Below are 20,202 nucleotides of genomic sequence, written 5' to 3' on the forward strand. Positions count from 1 at the left end.
CGCTGGAAAAGTCTTCAGTTCAAGGCATTCCACGCGGCCACGTAGGCCTTGGCGCGCACCGCCACTTCGTCAGCCGTCAGGCCCGGCTTGAACAACCCGGAACCCAGGCCGAAGCCCTTGACGCCGGCCTCGACGAACACCGCCATGTTGTCCGGCGTGATCCCGCCCACCGGCACCAGCACGGTTCCGGCCGGCAATACCGCGAGCCAGGCCTTGACCACCGCCGGGCCCATTTGCTCGGCCGGAAACATCTTCAACACATGGGCACCTTCGGCCAGTGCGGCAAAGGCTTCGGTGGGCGTGGCAACACCGGGCGACAAGTACAGCCCTGCCGCTTTCGCCGCCCGCAACACCTTAGGATCGCTATGGGGCATAACGATGACTTGACCGCCGGCGGCTTTCACTTGCTCGACCTGTTCCGGCGTGAGCACCGTGCCGGCCCCGATCAGGCAATCGGCGGGTAAGGTACTGCGCAGGATGCGGATACTTTCGTACGGTTCGGGGGAATTGAGCGGTACTTCGATGACGCGAAATCCGGCGCCATAAAGGACTTCGCCGATAGCGGCGGCCTCTTCCGGCCGCAGACCGCGCAAAATTGCGATCAGCCCGTTGTGCGCCAGTGCTTGTGTGAGCATGTCAGACCTCCAGTCAGGTTCAGGGGGCGGTGGAAGCGAGCAGCCCGGCCGCCACAGCCAGTTGCCACAAACCACGTTCGGTGGCCTGTTCGGCCAGGGTCACCCGGGCAAAACCGCAGGCGTCGAGGGCCCGTTGATAACGGGCACAGAGTTGAGAATTGCCGATCAGCACCACCGTCGGCAGATGGCGGCTGTCGCGCCGTTGGCGTTGCACGGAGGCCAGGGCTGTCAGCTCATGACCGATCAGGAGGCCGGAAAGGTAATCCGCCTGGGCGCTGGCACTCAGCTCGCCAGTCAAGCCCAGGCTGCGGGCACTGAACACGGTCGACAACGGGCCGATCTGGCCGTCCACCGACAACGCCACCTGCACGCCGCGATCAAAAGCCAGACTATCGAACGCCGTGCCACGTTGTTGGGTGCGGCCGAGAATGCTGTGGTCGCTGAGCACGGCGAAAATCTCGCCGGTCATGAAAGTGTCGAAATGCACGATGCAGCCGTTGGCCACTTCCACCCATTTCGAATGGCTGCCGGGCAAGCCGATCAGTACCGCTTCATCCGGCAGGCTGTGCAAGGCGCCAAGCACTTGGGTTTCTTCGCCGCGCATGACATTGGGCAACCGCGAACGCTGGATCACCCCCGGCACGATGTGCACATCGACACCGCGAAGACTACGAATGATTTGCAGGGAATGTCCGAGATTGGCGACGTTGGCAGGCGTGTCGCAGTAAGGCGCTTCGCGCCAGCCCTGGGCGCTGCCGACCATGCCGCAGGCGATCACGGGCAGGCCTGGCTGGGCGTCGAGCCAATCGCCGCACGCCTCGTCGAAGGCCAGTTCAAAACCGTCGATGCACACCTGACCGGCCACCGTTCGCGGCCCGGAGGGCAACTGCATGATCCCCGACGACAGGGAGCGCTGTTCGAGCACCTCGCCACCAGCGGCGAGTTTGTAAGCCCGTAATGAGGTGGTCCCCCAATCGAGCGCAATCAATTGCGCCTGCATCCGTTTCACCTGTTTTGTTTTTTGGCAGTGAGTGCACGGACTATAAACCTGAGCGCAACAAAATCTCAATATATAAATATCACTCCCATATATTGGGATTAAATGCATCGACGACAAAGCCAATCGCCATCTGCTCAAGACCCTGCTACGTTTCTGATCGGACGCCAAACAACTCAGGGAAAAAGGGATGGGACAACAGTTGAAAATCCTCGGCCGCACTTCTTCGATCAACGTCAGAAAAGTGTTGTGGACCTGTCAGGAGCTAGAGATCGCCTACGAGCGCGAAGACTGGGGCATCGGCTTTGCCTCGACCCATGACCCCGAGTTTCTGGCGCTCAACCCCAACGCCCAAGTGCCGGTGATCATTGATGAAAACGGTGTGCTGTGGGAGTCCAACACCATTTGTCGCTACCTTGTAGGCAAGTATGGAGGCAACGATCTACTGCCCGTCGAACCGGCCGCGCGCGCCCGAATCGAACAGTGGATGGACTGGCAAGCGACCGAACTCAACCCGTCATGGGGCTATGCGTTTCATGCATTGGTGCGCAAGAACCCGGAGTTTCAGGACCCACAACGCATCGCCGCCGGGGTCAAAGGCTGGAACGAAAAGATGGGGTTGCTGGAGGATCAGTTGAGCCGCACTGGCGCCTACGTGGCCGGTGCGGATTTTTCCCTCGCGGATGTGCTCATCGGTCTGTCGGTGCATCGCTGGCGCCAGACGCCCATGGAACGCCCCGACTACCCGGCCGTGGCCGCTTATTGCAAACGACTCGAACAACGGCCGGGGTTTGCCGAGTGGGCATCCGACGCCCACTCATGAAGTGCTCAATTGCCGTTAGCGAAATCCCGTAACACCTTGCCGTCCATCCGGTAGCGCACCCACTCTTCCTGTGGTTGCGCACCGAGGGACTTGTAGAACTCGATGGCCGGCGTGTTCCAGTCCAGCACGCTCCACTCGAAGCGACCGCAGTCGTTGTCACAGGCAATTTTCGCCAGGTGACGCAGCAGCGTCTTCCCTGCCCCGCCGCCGCGCTGATCAGGCGTGATGTACAGGTCTTCGAGGTATAGGCAGTTGCTGCCCAGCCACGTGGAATAACTGAAGAAAAACACCGCATAACCGATGGGCACGCCATCACGCAGACAAATCAGTCCATGGGCAGTGGAGCCCTCGCTGAACAGGCTGCGCTGAATGTCCGTCACGCTGGCGATGACTTCGTGGCGGGCCTTTTCGTAATCGGCAAGTTCAGTGATGAAGGCAAGGATTTGAGGCGCATCGCTGGGTTGCGCAGGACGAATCTGGATCGACATGAACGGGCCTTGTAGCCAATTGAAAGCGCCATACTAAGCCGCCACGCTGCGCTCGTCACACCTCGAAGACAAATTTTGAGTGACGGCCCCTACGGCACCATTCGTCGCCTGTCAGGCACCAACCCGGATTCAGGACAGCCCAAAATCAGGCAAGCATTCTAAAAAATGGAGGCGACACCATGATCTCATCAAGGCTGACTGCATTCACATTCGCCACGCTGCTGTCTTCGGCGGCTTTCGCAGCCACCACCGACGGCACCGGGCCGACCGATCCGGTACAGGCGCCCAATTCCCCGGCCACGGAGGGCCTGCCCAAGTTGAACACCGATGGCACCGGCGGTGGCCTGAACAATGGTCAGCCTCCCGCCAACGGCACCGATCCGCGGGTGCAGGGCAATGATGCTGGTCGTCAGGGCGGCATGAATACGCCGGACTCCAATGCGCCCGATAACGCCGAAACCGGCACGGGCTCAAAAACCACCACCGGCGGGTCGGGTTCCGAGGGCGGCGCCAGCCAGTAACCCCCAGGGAGCGAGCGACGCGCTCCTGGCGGGTGGCTCTGCTCACACACTTGAGGAGAGATTCCCATGCCTCGTGGAAGCAAAGAAAAATACACAGCCGAGCAAAAGCGCAAAGCCGAACACATTGAAGCAAGTTATGAGAAAAAGGGGTTATCCGAGGACAAGGCCGAGGCTCGTGCTTGGGCGACGGTCAACAAGCAGTCTGGCGGTGGCGAACGCTCCGGTGGGTCGGGGAAGACAAAACCGGCAGCAGAAAAGAAAACCGACCGCAAGGAATCGGCCCGTCGCGCAGCCAAGACCCGCGAGGGTCAGCCGCGCACCAGCAAGGCCTCCCGCGCGACCCAGACTGTGGATAACCTGATGAAAGAGGCCCGGGCGAAGAACATTCCCGGACGTTCGAAGATGCGTAAGCAGGAATTGGTTGAAGCGCTGCGCAAGGCCGGTTGATCGCTGGCGTCAGGGATGACGCCATCGCGAGCAGGCTCGCTCCCACAGGGTCCTGCGCCGTACTGGAGTTCGGAGCCTCCCACAGGGGGATCTGCGCCGTGCTCGGGTTCGGAATCCGGCACAGATCCTGTGGGAGCGAGCCTGCTCGCGATTGGGTCCAGCCCGGTCGGGGCAGATTTCAGCGTTGTTTCATTCGATCGATCACCACCGCCAGCAACAGGATCGAGCCACGGATGACGTACTGGTAGAAGGTGTCGATGTTCTTCAGGTTCATCGCGTTTTCAATAATCGCCAGAATCAGCACCCCGGCGATGACATGGCGAATCATGCCGATACCGCCGCTCAACGACACCCCGCCCAACACGCAAGCCGAGATCACGGTCAGTTCAAAGCCCTGGCCGATCATCGGTTGGCCCGAGGTCATGCGTGAGGCCAGGATCACACCCGCCAAGGCACCGATCACACCATGCACGGCGAAGATGATGATCTTGGTCCGATCAACGTTCACCCCTGCCAACAACGCCGCCTCCTGGTTGCCACCAATGGCCATGGTGTTGCGCCCGTAGGTGGTGTAGTTCAACAACCAGCCGAAAAACAGAAAGCAGACAATGGTGATCAGGATCGGCACCGGCACGCCGAACATCTGGCCGTTACCGAACACGAAGAACGATTCCTGGGACACGCCCACCGCCTTGCCATTGGCAAAGATGTAGGCCAGGCCCCGGACGATCTGCATGGTCGCCAGCGTCGTGATCAACGCATTGACCCGTAGCTTGGCAATGACGATGCCATTGATCAGCCCGACGATCAGCCCCATCACCAGCGCTGCGCTGACGCCGAGGAACACGCTGTTGGTGTCACGCATCACCACCGCCGCGACCACACCGGCACAGGCAATCACCGAGCCCACCGACAAGTCGAAGTGCCCGGAAGCCAGGCAATACAACATGGTGCAGGCCGCGATGCCCGTGGTGGAAATCGCCAGGCCCAGGCCTCGCATGTTCAGGGGTGACAGGAAGTTGTCGATCATCAGGGTGCAGAGCACAAAGATTGCGACAGCCGCCAGCAGCATGACCCAGTCGTCCAGGAAGCGCCGCAGATCCAGGGGTTTGCGTGCCGTTGGCAGTGCATTGTTTTGAATGGTCATGTTTACCTCTCAGTTCGCCGCGTCGGCAACGCGTTGGCGTGGCAGCGCCAGTTGCAGCAGGTTGGATTCGTTGGCCTGGTCACGCGGCAGCTCGCCGCGCATAACCCCTTCGCAGAGCACCAGGATTCGGTCGGATATGCCCATCACTTCCATCAGATCGCTGGACACCACAATCACCGCAATGCCATCGGCCGCCAGGTTGTGGATGATCTGATAAATCTCGGCCTTGGCGCCGATGTCGATACCGCGCGTGGGCTCGTCCAGCAACAAGACTTTCATCGGCATCGACAGCCAGCGACCAAGAATCGCTTTCTGCTGATTGCCGCCAGACAGGTACATGATTTTCTGACCCGCCGATGGCGTCTTCACTTTCAGCGCCTTGATCTGCTTGTCGGCGTTACCCCGTTCCCAGTCGCCCCGCAACAGACACCCCAGGGTGGAATGGGCGCCGCGAGCGCTGATGTTGATGTTCTCGCCCACGCTGCCCAACGGGATGATGCCTTCCTTCTTGCGATCCTCCGGGCAGAGCAACACGCCCGCGGCAATGGCATCCCGGGGTGAACGCAGTTTCAACTGCTGGTCATGCAGAACCAGGCGCCCGTCAGTTTGGCGTTCCAGCCCACTGAGCAACCGCAGCAACTCGGTACGGCCGGCACCCACCAGCCCAAACAAGCCGAGGATTTCACCTTTATGCACCTGGAAACTCACCGGCTCACGCAGGCCCGGGCCGAGCAGCCCCTCGACCTGCAACGCCACATCGCCGCGCTCGCGGGGACGGTAATCGTAGATGTCCTGGATGTCGCGACCGACCATGCAGGTGACCAACTGATCGTGGGTCAGCTCGCTCATGTTCTCGAAGGTATGCACATAACGGCCGTCCTTGAACACCGTGACCGCGTTACAGATGCGGAACACCTCTTCCATGCGGTGGCTGACATACAGCACCACTTTGCCCTCGTCCCGCAGGCGGGTGATGATCGCCATCAGGCGGTCGATTTCCCGCGCCGAGAGGCTGCTGGTGGGTTCATCGAAGGCAATGACATGGGCGCCACGGGACAAGGCCTTGGCGATTTCCACCAGTTGGCGCTGGCCGAGGGACAGGCGACCGACTTTTTCCTGGGGGTCGATTTCGTCGGCCAGGCCTTTGAGCAACGCCAACGCCTGCTGGCGCAATTGCCCACGATTGACCAGGCCGAAACGGGCCGGCAAATGCCCCAGGAACAGATTTTCGGCAACGGTCATTTCCGGCACCAGGTGCAGCTCCTGGTGGATCACCGCCACGCCGCTGGCAATGCTGTCGGCGGTACCTTTGAAAGCCATCGTCTGCTCGCCGATCTGCAGGTCGCCGCTGCTGGGGATGTAGGCACCGCCGAGGATCTTCAGCAACGTGGACTTGCCCGCGCCGTTCTCGCCCATCAAAGCATGGACCTGTCCCGGATGAGCAACGAAACTGATATTGGCCAGCGCCTGCACGCCGGGAAAGGATTTACCAATCCCGTTGAACCGCAAGCTGCCGCCCATGTTGTGTTGCTGTGTCGCTGTTTGCGCTTGCATAACCACCTCGAACTCACAGAGATCAAGCGACCCCGGCACTCGTCAGGCCAGGGCCGCTTTTGAATCAACCGACCATCAGTTCCACAGGCCGATCTTCTCCAGTTCTTGCTTGAAGTTCTCCCGAGTGATCAGCGTCACCTCGTCCATGGCGGTGTACTTCGGTGGCTCTTTGCCGGTGGTGATCCACTCGTACATCATTTCGGCGGTCTTGTAGCCTTCGATGTGCGGGCTTGGCAGCATCGAACCGAAGAAACCGCTGTTGGGTTTTTTCAGTTCGCCGATGGCGTCGGTGCCGTTGATGCCGATCCCGATCACATTGGCCGCGTTGAACCCGGCGCTTTCGGTGGCGCGCACGCCGCCCAGCACTGTGTTGTCGTTCATGCCGCCGATGATCAGGTTTTTCGCCCCGCTGGGCAGTTTCACCAGGGCCGAGTTGGTGGCGTCCATGCTGCCCGGCACGTCGAGGGTTTTCAGCGCGGTATAAAGGATGTGATCGTCTGGAAAGCCGGCCTTCTTCAGGGCGTCGACCGAACCGTCGGTACGTTTCTTGCCCGTATCCAGCTCGTTGTAGGTGTTGATCACGGCATAGGTGTCTTTCCAGTCCCAACCGCGCTTTTTCGCCTCAGCGGCCATCGCGTCGCCTTGCTTCTGGCCCACTTCGAACGCGGCCATGCCCAGGTACGGCACGTCTTCCATGAACTTGCCATCGGAGCCGACGAAACGGTCATCCACAGCAATCACTTTCATGTCATTGAGTTTGGCCTTGGCCACGATGGCCGGGCCGAGAGCCACGTCCGGTGGGCAGATCACGAAGCCCTTGGCGCCATTAGCGGCGAGGCTGTCGATGGCCGAGAGGGTCTTCTCGCCGTCGGGCACGGCGATCTTGATCACCGTGAAGCCCCGGTCCTTACCAGCCTTTTCGGCGAACGCCCATTCGGTCTGGAACCAGGGTTCTTCGGCCTGCTTGACCAGAAAACCGATCTTCACTTCTTCGGCCGCCAGCAAGGTGCTGCTGAGGCTGACGGCAGTAACCGCCAGGGCGGCACGGCACAGGGAACGGATCCCACGACGATGATTCATAGCTGTCTCCTTGTTTTTTTTATTGAAAGCCAAAACGTCCAGGGCCCTGCTCCAACATCAGTGGAAATGCGCAGGCTGGGCGGTCAAACATGTTGCTGTACAGCATAGGTCCAAATAGTCATATCGTATGATGATTGGATTACAGGCGAAGTTTCCGACTGAAATCCCGAAATATTCAGTCGTGGTACATGACCGAACGTCCACCATCGATGGTGATGCACGAGGCGTTGATGAAAGGTGCTTCATCGCTGGCCAGGAACACCGCCGTCATTGCCACTTCGATCGGCTGGCCGATTCGGCGTGGCGGGTGCAGATCCAGCGCATGCTGGCGTTCGGCATGTGGATCGGCGAAGCCGTTCCAGTAGTCGATATTCAATTGGGTTTCGATGTAACCCGGCGCAATGGCATTCACCCGCACACCTTTGGGCGCGTATTCGATACCCAATGCGCGGGTCAGGCCGAGCAGTCCGTGCTTGGCCACCGGGTAAGGGAAACAGCCGGGAATGATGTGGGATGAATGAGTCGAGGCGATATTGATGATGCTGCCCCCGCCCTGCTCAAGCATCTGCGGCAACACAGCCTTGCAGCCGTACCAGGCACCATCCAGGTCGATGGCGAAACAACGCCGCCAATCTTGCTCGGTCATTTCCAGCGGGTCACGAAATACGTTCACGCCCGCGCAGTTCACCAGAACGTCGATGCGACCGTGCAGTTCGACGGCACGACGGGCCATGGCATGCAGGTCCTGCTGGTTGGATATATCGGCTTTGAGTGCCTGCACATCCGCCCCGCGTTCACGCCAGAGGGCTGCGACTGTCTCAACCTTCTCGGCCTGGATATCACTGATGACCAAGCGTGCCTGCTGCGAGGCGAACGCGGCGACGATCGCCTCGCCAATGCCTTGGGCAGCCCCGGTCAGCAGCACAACTTTGTTTTTCAGGCGTTCGCCTTTCGGGGGTTCGGGCATCGGTAACAAGGACAGGGTGTGGGCCATGACTCAAGACTCCTGTCCGCAAGCACGACAAAAACCGGACATCCAGAGATGACCGGTCGAAAGGCTTTTGGAATCGCGTACGCCGTCGGGCGGTACGGAGGAAGATCGTTGCATCACTTCACCTGTCTTGTTTTTTTAGTGTGAGTGCGTGTCGCTGATGGGACCGACTATAAACCCGCTCGCCAAATAATCTCAATATATATATTTACATCCCATATTTTGGGATCTAACCCGCAAACCGCGTACAAGCCACACCGGGTATATCGACTCGCATCGACAACACCGCGCCGTCGAGTGGATGGTTAAGTGGGCTCGCCGCACTGGTGATGTACAGTGTCTTGAGGTCCTCACCACCAAACACACAGCTGGTGGGACGACTGACGGGCAGCTCGATCACCCGATCAACCTGACCTTGCGGGTCCAGTCGCAGCAGGCAGCTACCGTCCCAGCGAGCATTCCAGACATAGCCCCTGGCATCCATTGCCGAGCCGTCGGGGCCGCCACGCGGGTGAGGGCCAAACCAGACCTCGGCGGGGGCCAGGCTGCCGTCGGGATAAATGAAATGTCGGTAAAGCGTGCCGTCGAGACTTTCGCCGAAATACACCGTAGTGCCGTCAGGACTCCATAACAGCGTGTTGGGAATGCCCCGATCGCGCAGCAGCGGCATGACCCGGCCATCGGCGCCAATGCGAAACAGGCCCCCGAATCGTCCTTCAATGGGCAGGTCTTCTGCGTTTTCGCCGATGTTGTTCTGCATGGTGCCGAGCCAGAGCTGGCCCAGGGCATCGCAACGGGCCTCGTTGGCGCGATTCCCTGGCCGGGGATCGGCCATGCACAGCAATTTCAGGCTCGGTTCCAGTCCCGGCGAATCCAGATCGAGTCGATAGACACCGCTGCTCAGGGTCACCAAGGCGTCGCCGCTTTGTGTCGGAATGAAAGCGGACACATGCTCGGGCATCTGCCAGATTTGCACATTCGCGCCGATCAGCCGCAGCGCCTGTTTACCGGCAATGTCGACCCAATACAGTGCTTGGGTCGGCTCGTCCCAGAAGGGGCCCTCCCCCAATATCGCCCGGTGTTCCGTCACAGCCGTCCACATCATTGAACACTCCTGTTTCCTGCTTGCCCGGCAATCTCTGTCCGCCCGGCCATGACGTTAGGGTAAAAACGCTTGATCGCCAGGTCAGCGTTATCGATCAAGGTCATGCAGGCCCAGACGCCCCGCGCCGCGTCACGGGCAGCGATGGCTTCGGCGATATCCTTGTGGATCGGCAACGTGCGGCGCAGCTCATCCGGGTCGGCGGCGGACACCTCGAACGACACCGCCAGCAGCGCGCCCAGGGCCGGGACCATTTGCTCAATAAATTGATTATGGCTGGCAGCGAGGATGCACTCATGGAAGAACTGGTCGGCACGGTTGTAATCGGCCCCGCTGTCCACCGCCCGCTCCAGGGCATGGTAGGCCAGGCGGATCGCCTGCACCTGATCAGCCGTCGCTCGCTCACACGCCCAGCGCACCGCCATCGGTTCGATGGTACGCCGCAGGTCCAGCAGGTCATCGACGAAATTTTCCGGCAGCCCACTGCGCGACAGCCAACCGACCACCTGCGGGTCAAACAGATTCCAGCGACGCACCGGCAGCACCCGTGTCCCGACTTTCGGGCCGACTTCCAGCATGCCTTTGGCCACCAGGGTCTTGATCGCTTCGCGGATCACCGTGCGGCTGACGCCCAATTGCTGGCCGAGGTCGGCCTCAACCTTGATGGTCTGCCCAGGCTTGACCTGACCGGCGGCTATCCAGCCCCCCAGCCAATCGACGGTCGATGCGTGAAAACTGCTGGACATGAACACCCCGGGGCCACTTTCTATAGAGGCCCAAACTAATCATCATATGATTGGGTGTCAATTTGAATTTTACGGCTTCACCCGGGTGGGAGCGAGCCTGCTCGCGATAGCGGTGGATCAGTTAAGACAAGGTTGGCCATGCTGCGAGCAGGCTCGCCCCCACAGGGTTCAGGGTTCCAGGCCTATCGGGAAAAATACCCCACCACTCCATACCCCCAACCACCTCTGCCCGTCGATCTCGCGACTGACCGCCAGCTCCACCAACTGGTAGAACACATTGCGATGGATCAGCGCTTCGAGGTTGCTGCGTACGTGCACGTAGGGCGCGGGTTCCTGGGTTTGCGGATCGATCACCACCCGCATCGGATGTTCACCGCCGGCCTCAGTGGTTTCCTCGACGTTGGTGGTGAAGCGCAGTCGCTGCTGCTCACCCTGCCCTTCAACCTCCAGGGTCACCGCCACAAACGGTGCATCGTCGACCTTGATGCCGACTTTTTCCACAGGAGTGATCAGGAAGTAATCATCGCCGTCGCGGCGGATGATAGTGGAGAACAGCTTGACCATCGGCTTGCGCCCGATTGGCGTACCCAGGTAATACCAGGTGCCATCACGGGCGATGCGCATGTCGATATCGCCGCAGAAGTCAGGATTCCACAAGTGGACTGGCGGCAAACCTTTGGTCTTGGGGATCTGCCCCAGCAGGTCATTGGCTTTTTGCGGTCCGCTCATGGTGACTCCTTGAATGTTACTGGTCGCTCACTCCCAACAGGCTGCGGGCATACTCGCGCAAAGGGGGAGCGATCAGGTCTTCTGGCTGTTTGTCGTGCAACGTCAGTAAACCGCCACGACTCTTGATGCGTGCAGTATCAATCAAATACTGGGTGCTGGTCTCGATCAACATGATTTGAATGACGCTGGTGTCGACACCCAAACGGTCCACGGCCTCTTCATCCAGCCATTCGTCGGTGTTGCCGATACGGTTGTCTGCCTTGGCGAACCGCGTATACAGCAAGTAGTGAGCACCGGCGGCTCGGGCTTCGCCCATGGCCTGGTCCAGACCCTCGGGAACCCGGGCACGACGCACCATGGGGAAATACTCGATGAAACCGTTGAAGGCCTCTTCAGCGACGACATTGGGCCGTGGGTAGGCACTGCCGGGAGGCGCGAAGGCACCCTGGGCAATGTAGATGAACGAATCCGGCTGGATGCGCAGGTTATTCACACGCCGGCTGTCGCTGTGGTCCAGCAAACCGGCGTCGCTCATGTGATAGCGAACGCCCTCCCCCATGTCGCTGACATTCATGCAGCCACCGAGCGCCAAAACGGCCAGCAGCAAAACCAGGCTACGCATCCTACCCTCCAAAAACCGGTGACGGAAAACCGGCGAATGGCCATTGGATGCAGCTTTTGCGCCAGCTCATCGAAATGGGGGTGTCAGACACATCCAAGTGAAGGGGAAATTGCTATCGCGGGCAAGCCTTGCTCCCACAGGTACGGTGTTCACCTGGGAGCAAAGCTTGCCCGCGATAGCATTCGTCAACCGCCGATGATTTTCATGATGGTTGCGCCGCCAGAGAACGCCACTTCCTGCTTATCCCCCAACGCCTTGACCAGCAAGCGCTGCAGAGCCGGCAAGGCCTGATGCCGGGGTTTGTCCAGAAGATCGCCGACAAAGTGCCGGTTGCTCGACGACAGGCAGCCATGCAGCCAACCCGTGGAGGACAGCCGCAACCGTGAGCAGGTACGGCAGAACGGCACGCTTTCGTTAGCGATCACGCCAAAATGCCCTAGCCCCGGAATTTCATAGCGCACTGCGGTGGCATCCACTGGAGCGTCGGCTTGCAGGTACTCGTACTGGTCGCCGATCAGGCTCAGCAACTGCTGAAGGCTGACGAATTGCTGCAGGAACGCGTTGGAGTCGCTGGCCAGGTGCCCCATGCGCATCAGCTCGATGAAGCGCAGCTCATAGCCGCGCTCCAGGCAGTACTCGAGCAGTGGCATCACCTGATCCAGGTTCTGCCCGCGCAACGGCACCATGTTGACCTTGATCTTCATTCCCGCAGCACGGGCCTGATCCATCCCGTCGAGCACGGTTGCCAGATCGCCACCGCGGGCGATACTGCGAAACGCCCCTGGGTCCAGGGTATCGAGGGAAACGTTGATGCGGCGGATGCCGGCATCTACCAGCAAAGGCAGCTTTTTGGCCAGTAACTGACCATTGGTGGTCAGGCTGATGTCCTCCAGGCCCATCTGCCCCACCGCCATCATGAAGCTTTCAAGCTTGGGGCTGACCAGCGGCTCGCCGCCGGTGATGCGCAGCCGCTCGATACCGGCAGCTTCGATCAGGTAGGCCACACCGCGCGCCATGGCCTCGGCCGACAGTTCATCCTGCGCAGCCACCAGCCGCTTGCCGTTGGGCACGCAGTAGGTACAGGCGTAATTGCAGGCTGAAGTCAGGCTGATTCGCAAATTGCGGAAACGCCTGCCTTGACGGTCAACGATCATGGATCACTCCGGCGAAAGAAGAATCGGACTTACGAAACTTGACCCAGAACTCAAGTTTTCGCAAGGCCCAAGCCTGAGTATATTCCTGGGACACTGCGCCATGTAAGCGGACATGGCGCAATCAGGCAGCTGAATGACTTAGCTGCTCGGAACGTCGGTGTCACGCTTGCGCTTGTTGCCCATGCGAACGCCTATGTCCATCAGGAACTGGAAGAAGCCTTCCTGGTCTTCCAGCACGTTGCTCCAGAACGGCGAGTGATACAGCGCCACCGCACCGTGCACCAACGCCCAGGCGGCGCAGTAGTGGAAATAGGGCGGCACGTCTTCGAGCTTACCTTCACTGATACGGCCTTTGATCAGCAGGGTCAGGCGCTCGAAGTTCGAGGCGCGGATCTTGTGCAGTTCCTCGACCATCTCCGGCACTTGGTTGCCCTTGACCACCTTCTCTTCCAGGCGGTCGAACAAGCGATAACGCTGCGGATCGCGCATGCGGAATTCGAAGTAGGCCCGGGACAGGGCCTCCTTGTCCTTGTCCACATCGGCCGAATGCAGCAGCTCATTCAAATCGCGCTCGTAATCAAGCATCAGGCGCAGGTAGATCTCCGCCTTGGATTTGAAATGTTTATAAATCGTGCCTTTGCCGATACCCACGGCATCCGCAATCATCTCGACGGTGACGCTGTCTTCACCCTGGTCGAGGAACAACTTGAGCGCGGTGTCGAGAATTTCCTGCTCGCGGCGACGAAACTCACGGACCTTACGGGGTTCTTTGTGCATAGGAAAAAGGTCTGAAGGGTCAAAATTCGAAGCCGAGTATTATGCCTAACTTACGCAAAAATGCACGGATCATCCGTTCCCAACCACAGTTCTTCACAAAACCGTGCACCTCCTGCTTCCTGTCATTCGCTTCGCCGCACCGTAACGACTGGCTTTGACGGCAGTGAGAACTTATCCGAAGCGAGCGTATTCCAAATTTGTTTAAAAACCAGCCCGGCTAAACTGGACGCGTCAGCATACTGATCAATACTTGAACTGTCGGCGCGACATCTCCCCCAAGTGACGCGCCGGTAAAGGTACCAACGGACCGCGTGCCTTTGTTTTACTCCTAATGGTCTTAACCCGGATTCACCCCCCAGAACCCGGGTTTTTTTTGCCTGAAACTCAGGCAGACGCCGCGCGGACATGGGCCAGCGGAAACAGCCGCTTGAAGTTCTCTGTAGTCTGTTCGGCAAATCGCTCGTAGGACTCGCCCCGCAACATCGCCAGGAACTCCGCCACTTCCCGCACGTATTGCGGAAGGTTCGGCTTGCCACGATACGGAATCGGCGCAAGGTACGGTGAATCGGTTTCCACCAACAGGCGATCTGCCGGCACTTTGCTGGCCACATCCCGCAGTGCATCGGCATTGCGAAACGTGACAATGCCGGACAAGGAAATGTAATAGCCCATGTCCAGCGCGGCCTTGGCCATGTCCCAGTCCTCGGTGAAGCAATGCAGCACACCCGCCTGGGGCAACGCGGCGTCACGCAACAAGGCCAGGGTATCGGCCCGGGCGCCGCGGGTGTGGATGATCACCGGTTTGCCAGTCTGTTGCGCAGCCTCCAGATGCAGCCGGAACGAAGCCTGCTGAACCTCGGCGGCTTGCGGTTCGTAGTGATAGTCCAGGCCGGTTTCGCCAATGGCGACCACCCGTGGATGGTCGAGCTCGCGCAACAGCCAATCCAGGGCAGGCGTAGCCTCGGGCTGGACGTCCAGAGGATGGATGCCGACTGAACAATCGACATCTGCATAGCGTTCGGCCAGGGCTTTGACGTCGGCGGCATTGTCGGCGCTGACGCCGATGCACAGGAAGTGACCCACACCACGCTGGCGGGCGGCATCCAGTGCAGCATCCAGGGAGCCGTCGTGGGCGGCGAGGTCGAGACGATCAAGGTGACAATGGGAATCTACAAGCATATAGGGCCGGGCTACATCGTATGGGTGGGACGGTCGGATTTCAGGGTTCCGGCCAGGTGGGTTTCGATCTGATTACGGGCTGAATGGTCGCCGTCGTTGAACTGCACACCAACACCGGCAGCACGATTACCCTGGGCGCCTTTGGGCGTCATCCAGATCACCTTGCCGGCGACCGGGATCTTCTCCGCTTCGTCCATCAAGCTCAAGAGCATGAACACCTCATCGCCCAAGCGATAATTCTTGTTGGTGGGGATGAACAGGCCGCCGTTCTTGATGAAGGGCATGTAGGCGGCGTAGAGCACCGACTTGTCCTTGATGGTCAGGGACAGTATGCCGTTGCGTGGCCCGGGACTGACAGGTTCGTTCATGCTGATCTCCGCTGCGATTGAGCTGAGTTTAGGCAGTGTCTGTCAGTTTCGACCAGGCAAACTCGCCCATTGCACCAACAGCGCCTCGAGCAACAGCACCCGATTGAGGTTCGCCTTGCTCAGCACCTTCTGACGTTGGCCAAGAATCCAGTCCTGAATGTTCAAGATTTTATCCTGGCTGCTTTTTTGCGCCAGGTACTGAATCACCTTGCGCATGTCCGCCAGTCCCAGGCCGGTTTCGTCTTCGGTGAGCTGGTAGCGCAGGATCAGGCTCGACCAGTCACAGAACCAGTCGAACAGCAGAAGCAGCGGGATGGCGTTCCAGCCTTCTGCCAGTTGCGTGGGAGACTGTTGCTGCTTGAGCAGCTTCTTCACCCCATCCACCACCAGCGCCCGTTGTTCACGCACACCCTGGGCCTGAAGGCTGACGGCCGCCAACGGCGAGCCGGCGGCAAGGGTCAGCAACTCGACGCGTTCTTCGTCGCTGCTGTCAGGCAAGGCCTCGGCCAACCACTTCAAGCTCATCGCCTCACTGGGCAACGGACAGGCCTGTTGTACGCAACGGCTTTTGATGGTTGCCAGCAAGCGGCTCGGCTGGTGACTGACCAGCAATAGCACGGTATCGCCGGAAGGCTCTTCAAGGCTCTTGAGCAAGGCGTTGGCGGCATTGATGTTCATCGATTCCACCGGCTCGATCAGCACCACCTTGCGCCCGCCCATCTGCGAGGTCTGGACCACGAAGCTGACCAGATCCCGGACCTGGTCGACCTTGATCGCCTTGTCCGCCTCCTCCGGTTCCAACACGTAATTGTCAGGATGACTGCCGGCCTTGAGCAACAGGCAGGACTTGCACTCACCGCACGCGTTCGAGACACCCGGGCGCTGGCAAAGCAGGCTGGCCATCAGACGCTCGGCCAACGCCCGCTTACCGATACCGACCGGGCCGTGCAGCAGATAGGCATGGGCATGCTGTGCCCTTCCGGCCAGTTGCTGCCAGAGTCCGTCCTGCCAGGGATAGGCTTCAGCCACGGGCACGCTCCAACAAACGCGGCAACAAACCGTCCAGCGCCTGCTGGACTTGCGCCAACGGCTGAGCGGCATCAATCAACAGATAACGCGCCGGATCGGCCTTGGCCCGACTCAAAAAGGCATTGCGCACCGCGTTGAAGAACGCCTGGCCTTCCAATTCGAAACGATCCAGCCGGCCCCGGGCGCTGGCGCGGGCCAGGCCGATTTCCACCGGTAGATCGAACACCAGGGTCAGGTCCGGCCGCAGGTCACCCTGGACGAAGGTTTCCAGCGCGGCGATGCGCTCCAGGGACAAGCCCCTTCCACCGCCCTGATAGGCATAGGTCGAATCGGTAAAACGATCGCAGAGCACCACCGCGCCACGGGCCAGCGCCGGGCGAATCACTTCGGCCAAGTGTTGTGCCCGGGCGGCGAACACCAGCAACAGCTCGGTGTCAGGGTTCATGACTTCTTCGATCGGCGCCAGCAGCACCTCGCGAATCCGCTCGGCCAGCGGCGTACCTCCGGGCTCGCGGGTCAACACCACCTCGATGCCGGCGGCTCGCAGGCGTTCGGCCAGGTATTCGCGGTTGGTGCTCTTGCCGGCGCCTTCAGGGCCTTCCAGCGTTATAAACAAGCCAGTCACGGGCGATCCTTAAACAAAGTCATTGCGAGCGCGGCGGCTCGCTGGCATTCGGTTCGTCGACAGCCTCCTCGTCCGGCACAGTCGGGGCCGGACTGGAGCGATAATCGGCTCGGCGCTTGAGCTGATATTCGCGCACGGCGTTATTGTGCGCATCCAGGTCATCGGAAAACACGTGGCTACCATCACCACGGGCGACGAAGTAAAGGCTGTTGCCGGCAACTGGGTTCAACGCGGCGTGAATCGCCTCGCGTCCCACCATCGCAATCGGTGTCGGCGGCAGGCCAGGAATCAGATAGGTGTTGTAGGGGTTTTCTTCCCGCAAGTGAGCACGGGTGAGTTTGCCGTTGTAGCGCTCGCCCAGCCCGTAGATCACGGTAGGGTCGGTTTGCAACAGCATGCCCAGGCGCATACGGCGCACGAACACACCGGCGATCTGCCCACGCTCCTCAGGCACGCCGGTTTCCTTTTCCACCAGGGATGCCATGATCAGCGCCTGATAGGGCTGGGAGTAAGGTAAATCGGCGGCGCGTTGCGCCCACTCTTTGGCGAGCACGTCTTCGAGCCGGTCGTAGGCAATTTTCAGCAGGTCAGCGTCCGATGTGCCACGCACGAAACGATAGGTGTCCGGGAAGAACCGTCCCTCGGGGAATATCCCGGAATGACCCAGGCGGTCCATCACTTCGCTGTCACTCAGACCGGCGAGGGTCTGCTGGAGTTTTTCATCCTTGGCCAGTGCCGCGCGAACCTGGCGAAAATTCCACCCCTCCACCAGGGTGACGCTGTACTGCACCACGTCCCCGCGCTTCCAGACCTCGATCAGGCTTTCCATCGTCATGCCCGGCACCATCCGGTACTCACCGGAATGCAACGGTTGGCCGGCCAGATTGAAGCGCCAATAGACGCGCAACCAGAAAGCGTCCTTGATCAGGCCGTCCGCTTCGAGGCGCTTGAGGGTTCCGGTGGGGGTGGTCCCGTTGGGGACGTCCAGCAGTTCTTCCTGGGTGATGTTCAGCGGTTGTTGCAACGCCGAATGAATTTTCCAGGCGCAAGTGCCCAACAGCAGCACCGCCAGAACCAGTCCGGTTTCCAGCAGAAGCAAGAATTTACGTCTCACGAATCAAACATCCAATAGCGTGCGGGCAAGGGTCTGCAGTTTACGGGTGAGCGGCCCGGTCGACCAGCGCGCCGAACCGCATGCACGTACCGGCCATACGCCATAAACGCTATTGCAGACGAAGACTTCGTCGGCCTGGTGCAGCTGTTCGAGGCGGATGTCGGTGATGTGTGTGGCGATGCCTTGAGACTCGGCTTGATACAATAATTCGGCCCGCATCACGCCAGCCACGCCACAACGGCTCAGGTCCGCCGTGACCAATTCACCATCGCGCACCAGAAAGAGGTTACTGAAGACGCCTTCGATCACTCGCCCGGACGTGTCCAGCATCAAGCCTTCGGCGTGCTCGGCATCGCGCCATTCGGCGCGGGCCATCACTTGCTCAAGACGATTGAGGTGCTTGAGACCGGCCAGCAAGGGTTGCTCGGACAGGCGGGTGGCACAGGGAAACAGGCGAACGCCCTGCTCGGCATGCACTGGAGGATAGGCGGCCGGCGGACTGCCCTGCAGGATGCGCCGGGACGGCGCCGAGGGATCAGCGCCATAACCGCGAAGACCATCACCGCGGGTCACGATCAACTTAAGTACGCCGTCACCCAGGCATTGCGCGTAGGCGCGCAACTCAGCCTCCAACGCCCCCATGTCAACCTGGAGCGTCAACCGCTGACAACCTAGCGCCAGACGCTGCAGGTGACGCTCAGGCAACACCGGTTTGCCATTGCGCACAGCGATGGTTTCAAACAACCCATCGCCGTAAGCCAGGCCGCGGTCCTTGAGCGACAGAACGTCGGCAGGCTGACCGTCGACCCAGCTTTCCATCAACCAGCGAACCGGCGGAACACCAGCGAGCCGTTGGTACCGCCAAAGCCGAAGGAGTTGGACAGCACCACATCGATGTCCATGCCACGCGCCGTGTGTGGCACGAAGTCCAGATCGCAGCCTTCGTCCGGCTCGTCAAGGTTGATGGTCGGTGGCGCGACCTGGCTGTTGATCGCCAGTACGCTGAAGATCGCTTCCACCGCGCCCGCGGCACCCAGCAGGTGGCCGGTCATGGACTTGGTCGAGCTGACCGCCAGTTTGTAGGCGTGCTCACCGAACACGGTCTTGATGGCCTGGGCCTCGGCAAGATCGCCCGCCGGGGTCGAAGTGCCATGGGCATTGATGTACTGCACCTGCTCGGCGTTGACCTTCGCGTCACGCAGTGCGTTGGTGATGCAGCGGGCAGCACCGGCACCGTCGGCGGGTGGCGAGGTCATGTGGTAGGCATCGCCACTGGTGCCAAAGCCAATCAGCTCGGCATAAATGGTCGCGCCGCGCGCCTTGGCATGCTCCAGCTCTTCGAGTACCAGCGCACCGGAACCGTCGGACAATACGAAGCCGTCTCGGCCCTTGTCCCACGGCCGGCTGGCGCGGCTCGGTTCGTCGTTGCGGGTCGACAGCGCACGGGATGCGCCGAAGCCACCCATGCCCAGCCCGCAGGCCGCCATCTCGGCGCCGCCGGCAATCATCACGTCAGCCTCGTCGTACATGATGTTGCGCGCGGCCATGCCAATGCAGTGGGTGCCCGTGGTACACGCCGTAGCAATAGCGTAGTTAGGCCCCTGCACACCCAGGTGGATGGACAGGAAACCGGAAATCATATTGATGATCGAGCCCGGCACAAAGAACGGAGAAATCCGTCGCGGCCCCGACTCGTGCAGCGTACGGCTGGTTTCTTCGATATTGGTCAAGCCGCCAATACCCGACCCCATGGCCACGCCGATACGTTCACGGTTGGCATCGGTGACTTCAAGACCGGCATTACGTACGGCCTGGAATCCGGCTGCCAGGCCGTATTGAATGAACAGGTCGAGCTTGCGGGCCTCTTTGACCGACAGGTACTCCTCGACATTGAAACCCTTTACCGAGCCGCCAAAACGGGTGGAATAGGCAGAAAGGTCGGTGTGTTCGATCAGACCAATGCCACTACGGCCAGCCAGAATGCCCTGCCAACTGCTCGGCACATCCGTGCCCAGTGGCGACAACATACCCATACCGGTGACTACGACGCGTCTACGCGACACAGCACTCTCCT

23 protein-coding genes are annotated in these 20,202 nt (G+C 60.3%); 3 read left to right on the forward strand and 20 right to left on the reverse strand.

All coding sequences use genetic code 11. The features are described 5' to 3' along the window. Positions 1-14: 14 nt before the first annotated feature. Positions 15-635, reverse strand: a complete 621-nt coding sequence (locus tag GKKCFE_RS17515; protein WP_047228220.1) for a 2-dehydro-3-deoxy-6-phosphogalactonate aldolase — start codon at positions 633-635, stop codon at positions 15-17. Between the two features lie 19 nt (positions 636-654). Beyond that, positions 655-1,635, reverse strand: a complete 981-nt coding sequence (locus tag GKKCFE_RS17520) for a 2-dehydro-3-deoxygalactonokinase (RefSeq protein ID WP_445576899.1) — start codon at positions 1,633-1,635, stop codon at positions 655-657. A 187-nt stretch (positions 1,636-1,822) separates the two neighbouring features. On the opposite strand from GKKCFE_RS17520, the gene GKKCFE_RS17525 reads away from it, so the two are divergent. Then, the gene (locus GKKCFE_RS17525) at positions 1,823-2,455 is read left to right on the forward strand and encodes a glutathione S-transferase family protein (RefSeq protein ID WP_445576900.1); all 633 of its coding nucleotides are present in this window, start codon (positions 1,823-1,825) and stop codon (positions 2,453-2,455) included. 5 nt (positions 2,456-2,460) lie between these two features. On the opposite strand, the gene GKKCFE_RS17530 is transcribed toward GKKCFE_RS17525, so the two are convergent. Continuing rightward, positions 2,461-2,943 carry a GNAT family N-acetyltransferase gene (locus GKKCFE_RS17530; protein ID WP_047228217.1) on the reverse strand — a complete coding sequence of 161 codons (483 nt, stop codon included), beginning with the start codon at positions 2,941-2,943 and terminating at the stop codon, positions 2,461-2,463. A 179-nt stretch (positions 2,944-3,122) separates the two neighbouring features. Between GKKCFE_RS17530 and GKKCFE_RS17535 the strand changes: the two genes are divergently transcribed. Together GKKCFE_RS17535 and GKKCFE_RS17540 are read left to right on the forward strand one after the other, a co-directional pair. Next, positions 3,123-3,464 (forward strand): hypothetical protein, encoded by a 342-nt coding sequence (locus GKKCFE_RS17535; protein ID WP_188252048.1) that lies wholly within the window; start codon positions 3,123-3,125, stop codon positions 3,462-3,464. A gap of 66 nt (positions 3,465-3,530) precedes the next feature. Then, complete coding sequence (locus GKKCFE_RS17540) at positions 3,531-3,911, forward strand: Rho termination factor N-terminal domain-containing protein (protein WP_047228215.1); 381 nt, start codon at positions 3,531-3,533, stop codon at positions 3,909-3,911. A gap of 178 nt (positions 3,912-4,089) precedes the next feature. Here GKKCFE_RS17540 and araH read toward each other — a convergent pair whose 3' ends face one another. From araH to fabF, 17 genes are all read right to left on the reverse strand, one after another. Continuing rightward, positions 4,090-5,058: an L-arabinose ABC transporter permease AraH gene (araH, locus tag GKKCFE_RS17545; RefSeq protein ID WP_076383836.1), complete on the reverse strand. Its 969-nt coding sequence runs from the start codon at positions 5,056-5,058 to the stop codon at positions 4,090-4,092. A gap of 9 nt (positions 5,059-5,067) precedes the next feature. Then, positions 5,068-6,612 carry an L-arabinose ABC transporter ATP-binding protein AraG gene (gene araG / locus GKKCFE_RS17550; RefSeq protein WP_047228213.1) on the reverse strand — a complete coding sequence of 515 codons (1,545 nt, stop codon included), beginning with the start codon at positions 6,610-6,612 and terminating at the stop codon, positions 5,068-5,070. A 75-nt stretch (positions 6,613-6,687) separates the two neighbouring features. After that, entirely contained in the window at positions 6,688-7,692 is a 1,005-nt protein-coding gene (locus tag GKKCFE_RS17555; RefSeq protein WP_047228212.1) for a substrate-binding domain-containing protein, read from the reverse strand. A 175-nt stretch (positions 7,693-7,867) separates the two neighbouring features. Then, positions 7,868-8,686, reverse strand: coding sequence for an SDR family oxidoreductase (locus GKKCFE_RS17560; RefSeq protein WP_445576901.1), 819 nt, complete (start codon positions 8,684-8,686; stop codon positions 7,868-7,870). A gap of 226 nt (positions 8,687-8,912) precedes the next feature. Then, positions 8,913-9,788: an SMP-30/gluconolactonase/LRE family protein gene (locus tag GKKCFE_RS17565; protein WP_445576902.1), complete on the reverse strand. Its 876-nt coding sequence runs from the start codon at positions 9,786-9,788 to the stop codon at positions 8,913-8,915. Next, entirely contained in the window at positions 9,785-10,531 is a 747-nt protein-coding gene (locus tag GKKCFE_RS17570; protein WP_047228209.1) for a FadR/GntR family transcriptional regulator, read from the reverse strand. Before GKKCFE_RS17570 ends, GKKCFE_RS17565 begins: the two co-directional genes overlap by 4 nt. 168 nt (positions 10,532-10,699) lie before the next feature. After that, positions 10,700-11,260 (reverse strand): DUF1285 domain-containing protein, encoded by a 561-nt coding sequence (locus tag GKKCFE_RS17575; protein ID WP_047228208.1) that lies wholly within the window; start codon positions 11,258-11,260, stop codon positions 10,700-10,702. Between the two features lie 16 nt (positions 11,261-11,276). Further along, positions 11,277-11,882: a DUF4823 domain-containing protein gene (locus tag GKKCFE_RS17580; protein WP_047228207.1), complete on the reverse strand. Its 606-nt coding sequence runs from the start codon at positions 11,880-11,882 to the stop codon at positions 11,277-11,279. 185 nt (positions 11,883-12,067) lie between these two features. Further along, positions 12,068-13,036, reverse strand: coding sequence for a GTP 3',8-cyclase MoaA (locus tag GKKCFE_RS17585; protein ID WP_107322022.1), 969 nt, complete (start codon positions 13,034-13,036; stop codon positions 12,068-12,070). A 138-nt stretch (positions 13,037-13,174) separates the two neighbouring features. After that, complete coding sequence (locus tag GKKCFE_RS17590) at positions 13,175-13,813, reverse strand: TetR/AcrR family transcriptional regulator (protein ID WP_003204240.1); 639 nt, start codon at positions 13,811-13,813, stop codon at positions 13,175-13,177. A gap of 384 nt (positions 13,814-14,197) precedes the next feature. Continuing rightward, a complete protein-coding gene (locus tag GKKCFE_RS17595; protein ID WP_445576903.1) occupies positions 14,198-14,992 on the reverse strand; it encodes a TatD family hydrolase in 795 nt (264 codons plus the stop codon). An 11-nt stretch (positions 14,993-15,003) separates the two neighbouring features. Next, positions 15,004-15,360: a PilZ domain-containing protein gene (locus GKKCFE_RS17600; protein WP_047228204.1), complete on the reverse strand. Its 357-nt coding sequence runs from the start codon at positions 15,358-15,360 to the stop codon at positions 15,004-15,006. A gap of 42 nt (positions 15,361-15,402) precedes the next feature. Continuing rightward, a complete protein-coding gene (locus tag GKKCFE_RS17605; protein ID WP_445576904.1) occupies positions 15,403-16,389 on the reverse strand; it encodes a DNA polymerase III subunit delta' in 987 nt (328 codons plus the stop codon). Continuing rightward, complete coding sequence (gene tmk, locus GKKCFE_RS17610; protein ID WP_047228202.1) at positions 16,382-17,014, reverse strand: dTMP kinase; 633 nt, start codon at positions 17,012-17,014, stop codon at positions 16,382-16,384. Before tmk ends, GKKCFE_RS17605 begins: the two co-directional genes overlap by 8 nt. A 19-nt stretch (positions 17,015-17,033) precedes the next feature. After that, on the reverse strand, positions 17,034-18,128 hold the full coding sequence (mltG, locus tag GKKCFE_RS17615) for an endolytic transglycosylase MltG (protein WP_445576905.1): 1,095 nt from the start codon (positions 18,126-18,128) through the stop codon (positions 17,034-17,036). Between the two features lie 3 nt (positions 18,129-18,131). Continuing rightward, on the reverse strand, positions 18,132-18,947 hold the full coding sequence (pabC, locus tag GKKCFE_RS17620; RefSeq protein WP_047228201.1) for an aminodeoxychorismate lyase: 816 nt from the start codon (positions 18,945-18,947) through the stop codon (positions 18,132-18,134). Continuing rightward, positions 18,947-20,191, reverse strand: a complete 1,245-nt coding sequence (gene fabF, locus GKKCFE_RS17625; protein ID WP_047228200.1) for a beta-ketoacyl-ACP synthase II — start codon at positions 20,189-20,191, stop codon at positions 18,947-18,949. Before fabF ends, pabC begins: the two co-directional genes overlap by 1 nt. Positions 20,192-20,202 lie beyond the last annotated feature (11 nt).

The organism is Pseudomonas sp. E141 (assembly GCF_052659885.1).

Bases quoted from the DNA above. Each gene is read 5' to 3' on its own strand.
- GKKCFE_RS17515 (WP_047228220.1), bottom strand. From the start codon at position 635: ATGCTCACACAAGCACTGGCGCACAACGGGCTGATCGCAATTTTGCGC.
- GKKCFE_RS17520 (WP_445576899.1), bottom strand. From the start codon at position 1,635: ATGCAGGCGCAATTGATTGCGCTCGATTGGGGGACCACCTCATTACGG.
- GKKCFE_RS17525 (WP_445576900.1), top strand. From the start codon at position 1,823: ATGGGACAACAGTTGAAAATCCTCGGCCGCACTTCTTCGATCAACGTC.
- GKKCFE_RS17530 (WP_047228217.1), bottom strand. From the start codon at position 2,943: ATGTCGATCCAGATTCGTCCTGCGCAACCCAGCGATGCGCCTCAAATC.
- GKKCFE_RS17535 (WP_188252048.1), top strand. From the start codon at position 3,123: ATGATCTCATCAAGGCTGACTGCATTCACATTCGCCACGCTGCTGTCT.
- GKKCFE_RS17540 (WP_047228215.1), top strand. From the start codon at position 3,531: ATGCCTCGTGGAAGCAAAGAAAAATACACAGCCGAGCAAAAGCGCAAA.
- araH (WP_076383836.1), bottom strand. From the start codon at position 5,058: ATGACCATTCAAAACAATGCACTGCCAACGGCACGCAAACCCCTGGAT.
- araG (WP_047228213.1), bottom strand. From the start codon at position 6,612: ATGCAAGCGCAAACAGCGACACAGCAACACAACATGGGCGGCAGCTTG.
- GKKCFE_RS17555 (WP_047228212.1), bottom strand. From the start codon at position 7,692: ATGAATCATCGTCGTGGGATCCGTTCCCTGTGCCGTGCCGCCCTGGCG.
- GKKCFE_RS17560 (WP_445576901.1), bottom strand. From the start codon at position 8,686: ATGGCCCACACCCTGTCCTTGTTACCGATGCCCGAACCCCCGAAAGGC.
- GKKCFE_RS17565 (WP_445576902.1), bottom strand. From the start codon at position 9,788: ATGATGTGGACGGCTGTGACGGAACACCGGGCGATATTGGGGGAGGGC.
- GKKCFE_RS17570 (WP_047228209.1), bottom strand. From the start codon at position 10,531: ATGTCCAGCAGTTTTCACGCATCGACCGTCGATTGGCTGGGGGGCTGG.
- GKKCFE_RS17575 (WP_047228208.1), bottom strand. From the start codon at position 11,260: ATGAGCGGACCGCAAAAAGCCAATGACCTGCTGGGGCAGATCCCCAAG.
- GKKCFE_RS17580 (WP_047228207.1), bottom strand. From the start codon at position 11,882: ATGCGTAGCCTGGTTTTGCTGCTGGCCGTTTTGGCGCTCGGTGGCTGC.
- GKKCFE_RS17585 (WP_107322022.1), bottom strand. From the start codon at position 13,036: ATGATCGTTGACCGTCAAGGCAGGCGTTTCCGCAATTTGCGAATCAGC.
- GKKCFE_RS17590 (WP_003204240.1), bottom strand. From the start codon at position 13,813: ATGCACAAAGAACCCCGTAAGGTCCGTGAGTTTCGTCGCCGCGAGCAG.
- GKKCFE_RS17595 (WP_445576903.1), bottom strand. From the start codon at position 14,992: ATGCTTGTAGATTCCCATTGTCACCTTGATCGTCTCGACCTCGCCGCC.
- GKKCFE_RS17600 (WP_047228204.1), bottom strand. From the start codon at position 15,360: ATGAACGAACCTGTCAGTCCCGGGCCACGCAACGGCATACTGTCCCTG.
- pabC (WP_047228201.1), bottom strand. From the start codon at position 18,947: ATGGAAAGCTGGGTCGACGGTCAGCCTGCCGACGTTCTGTCGCTCAAG.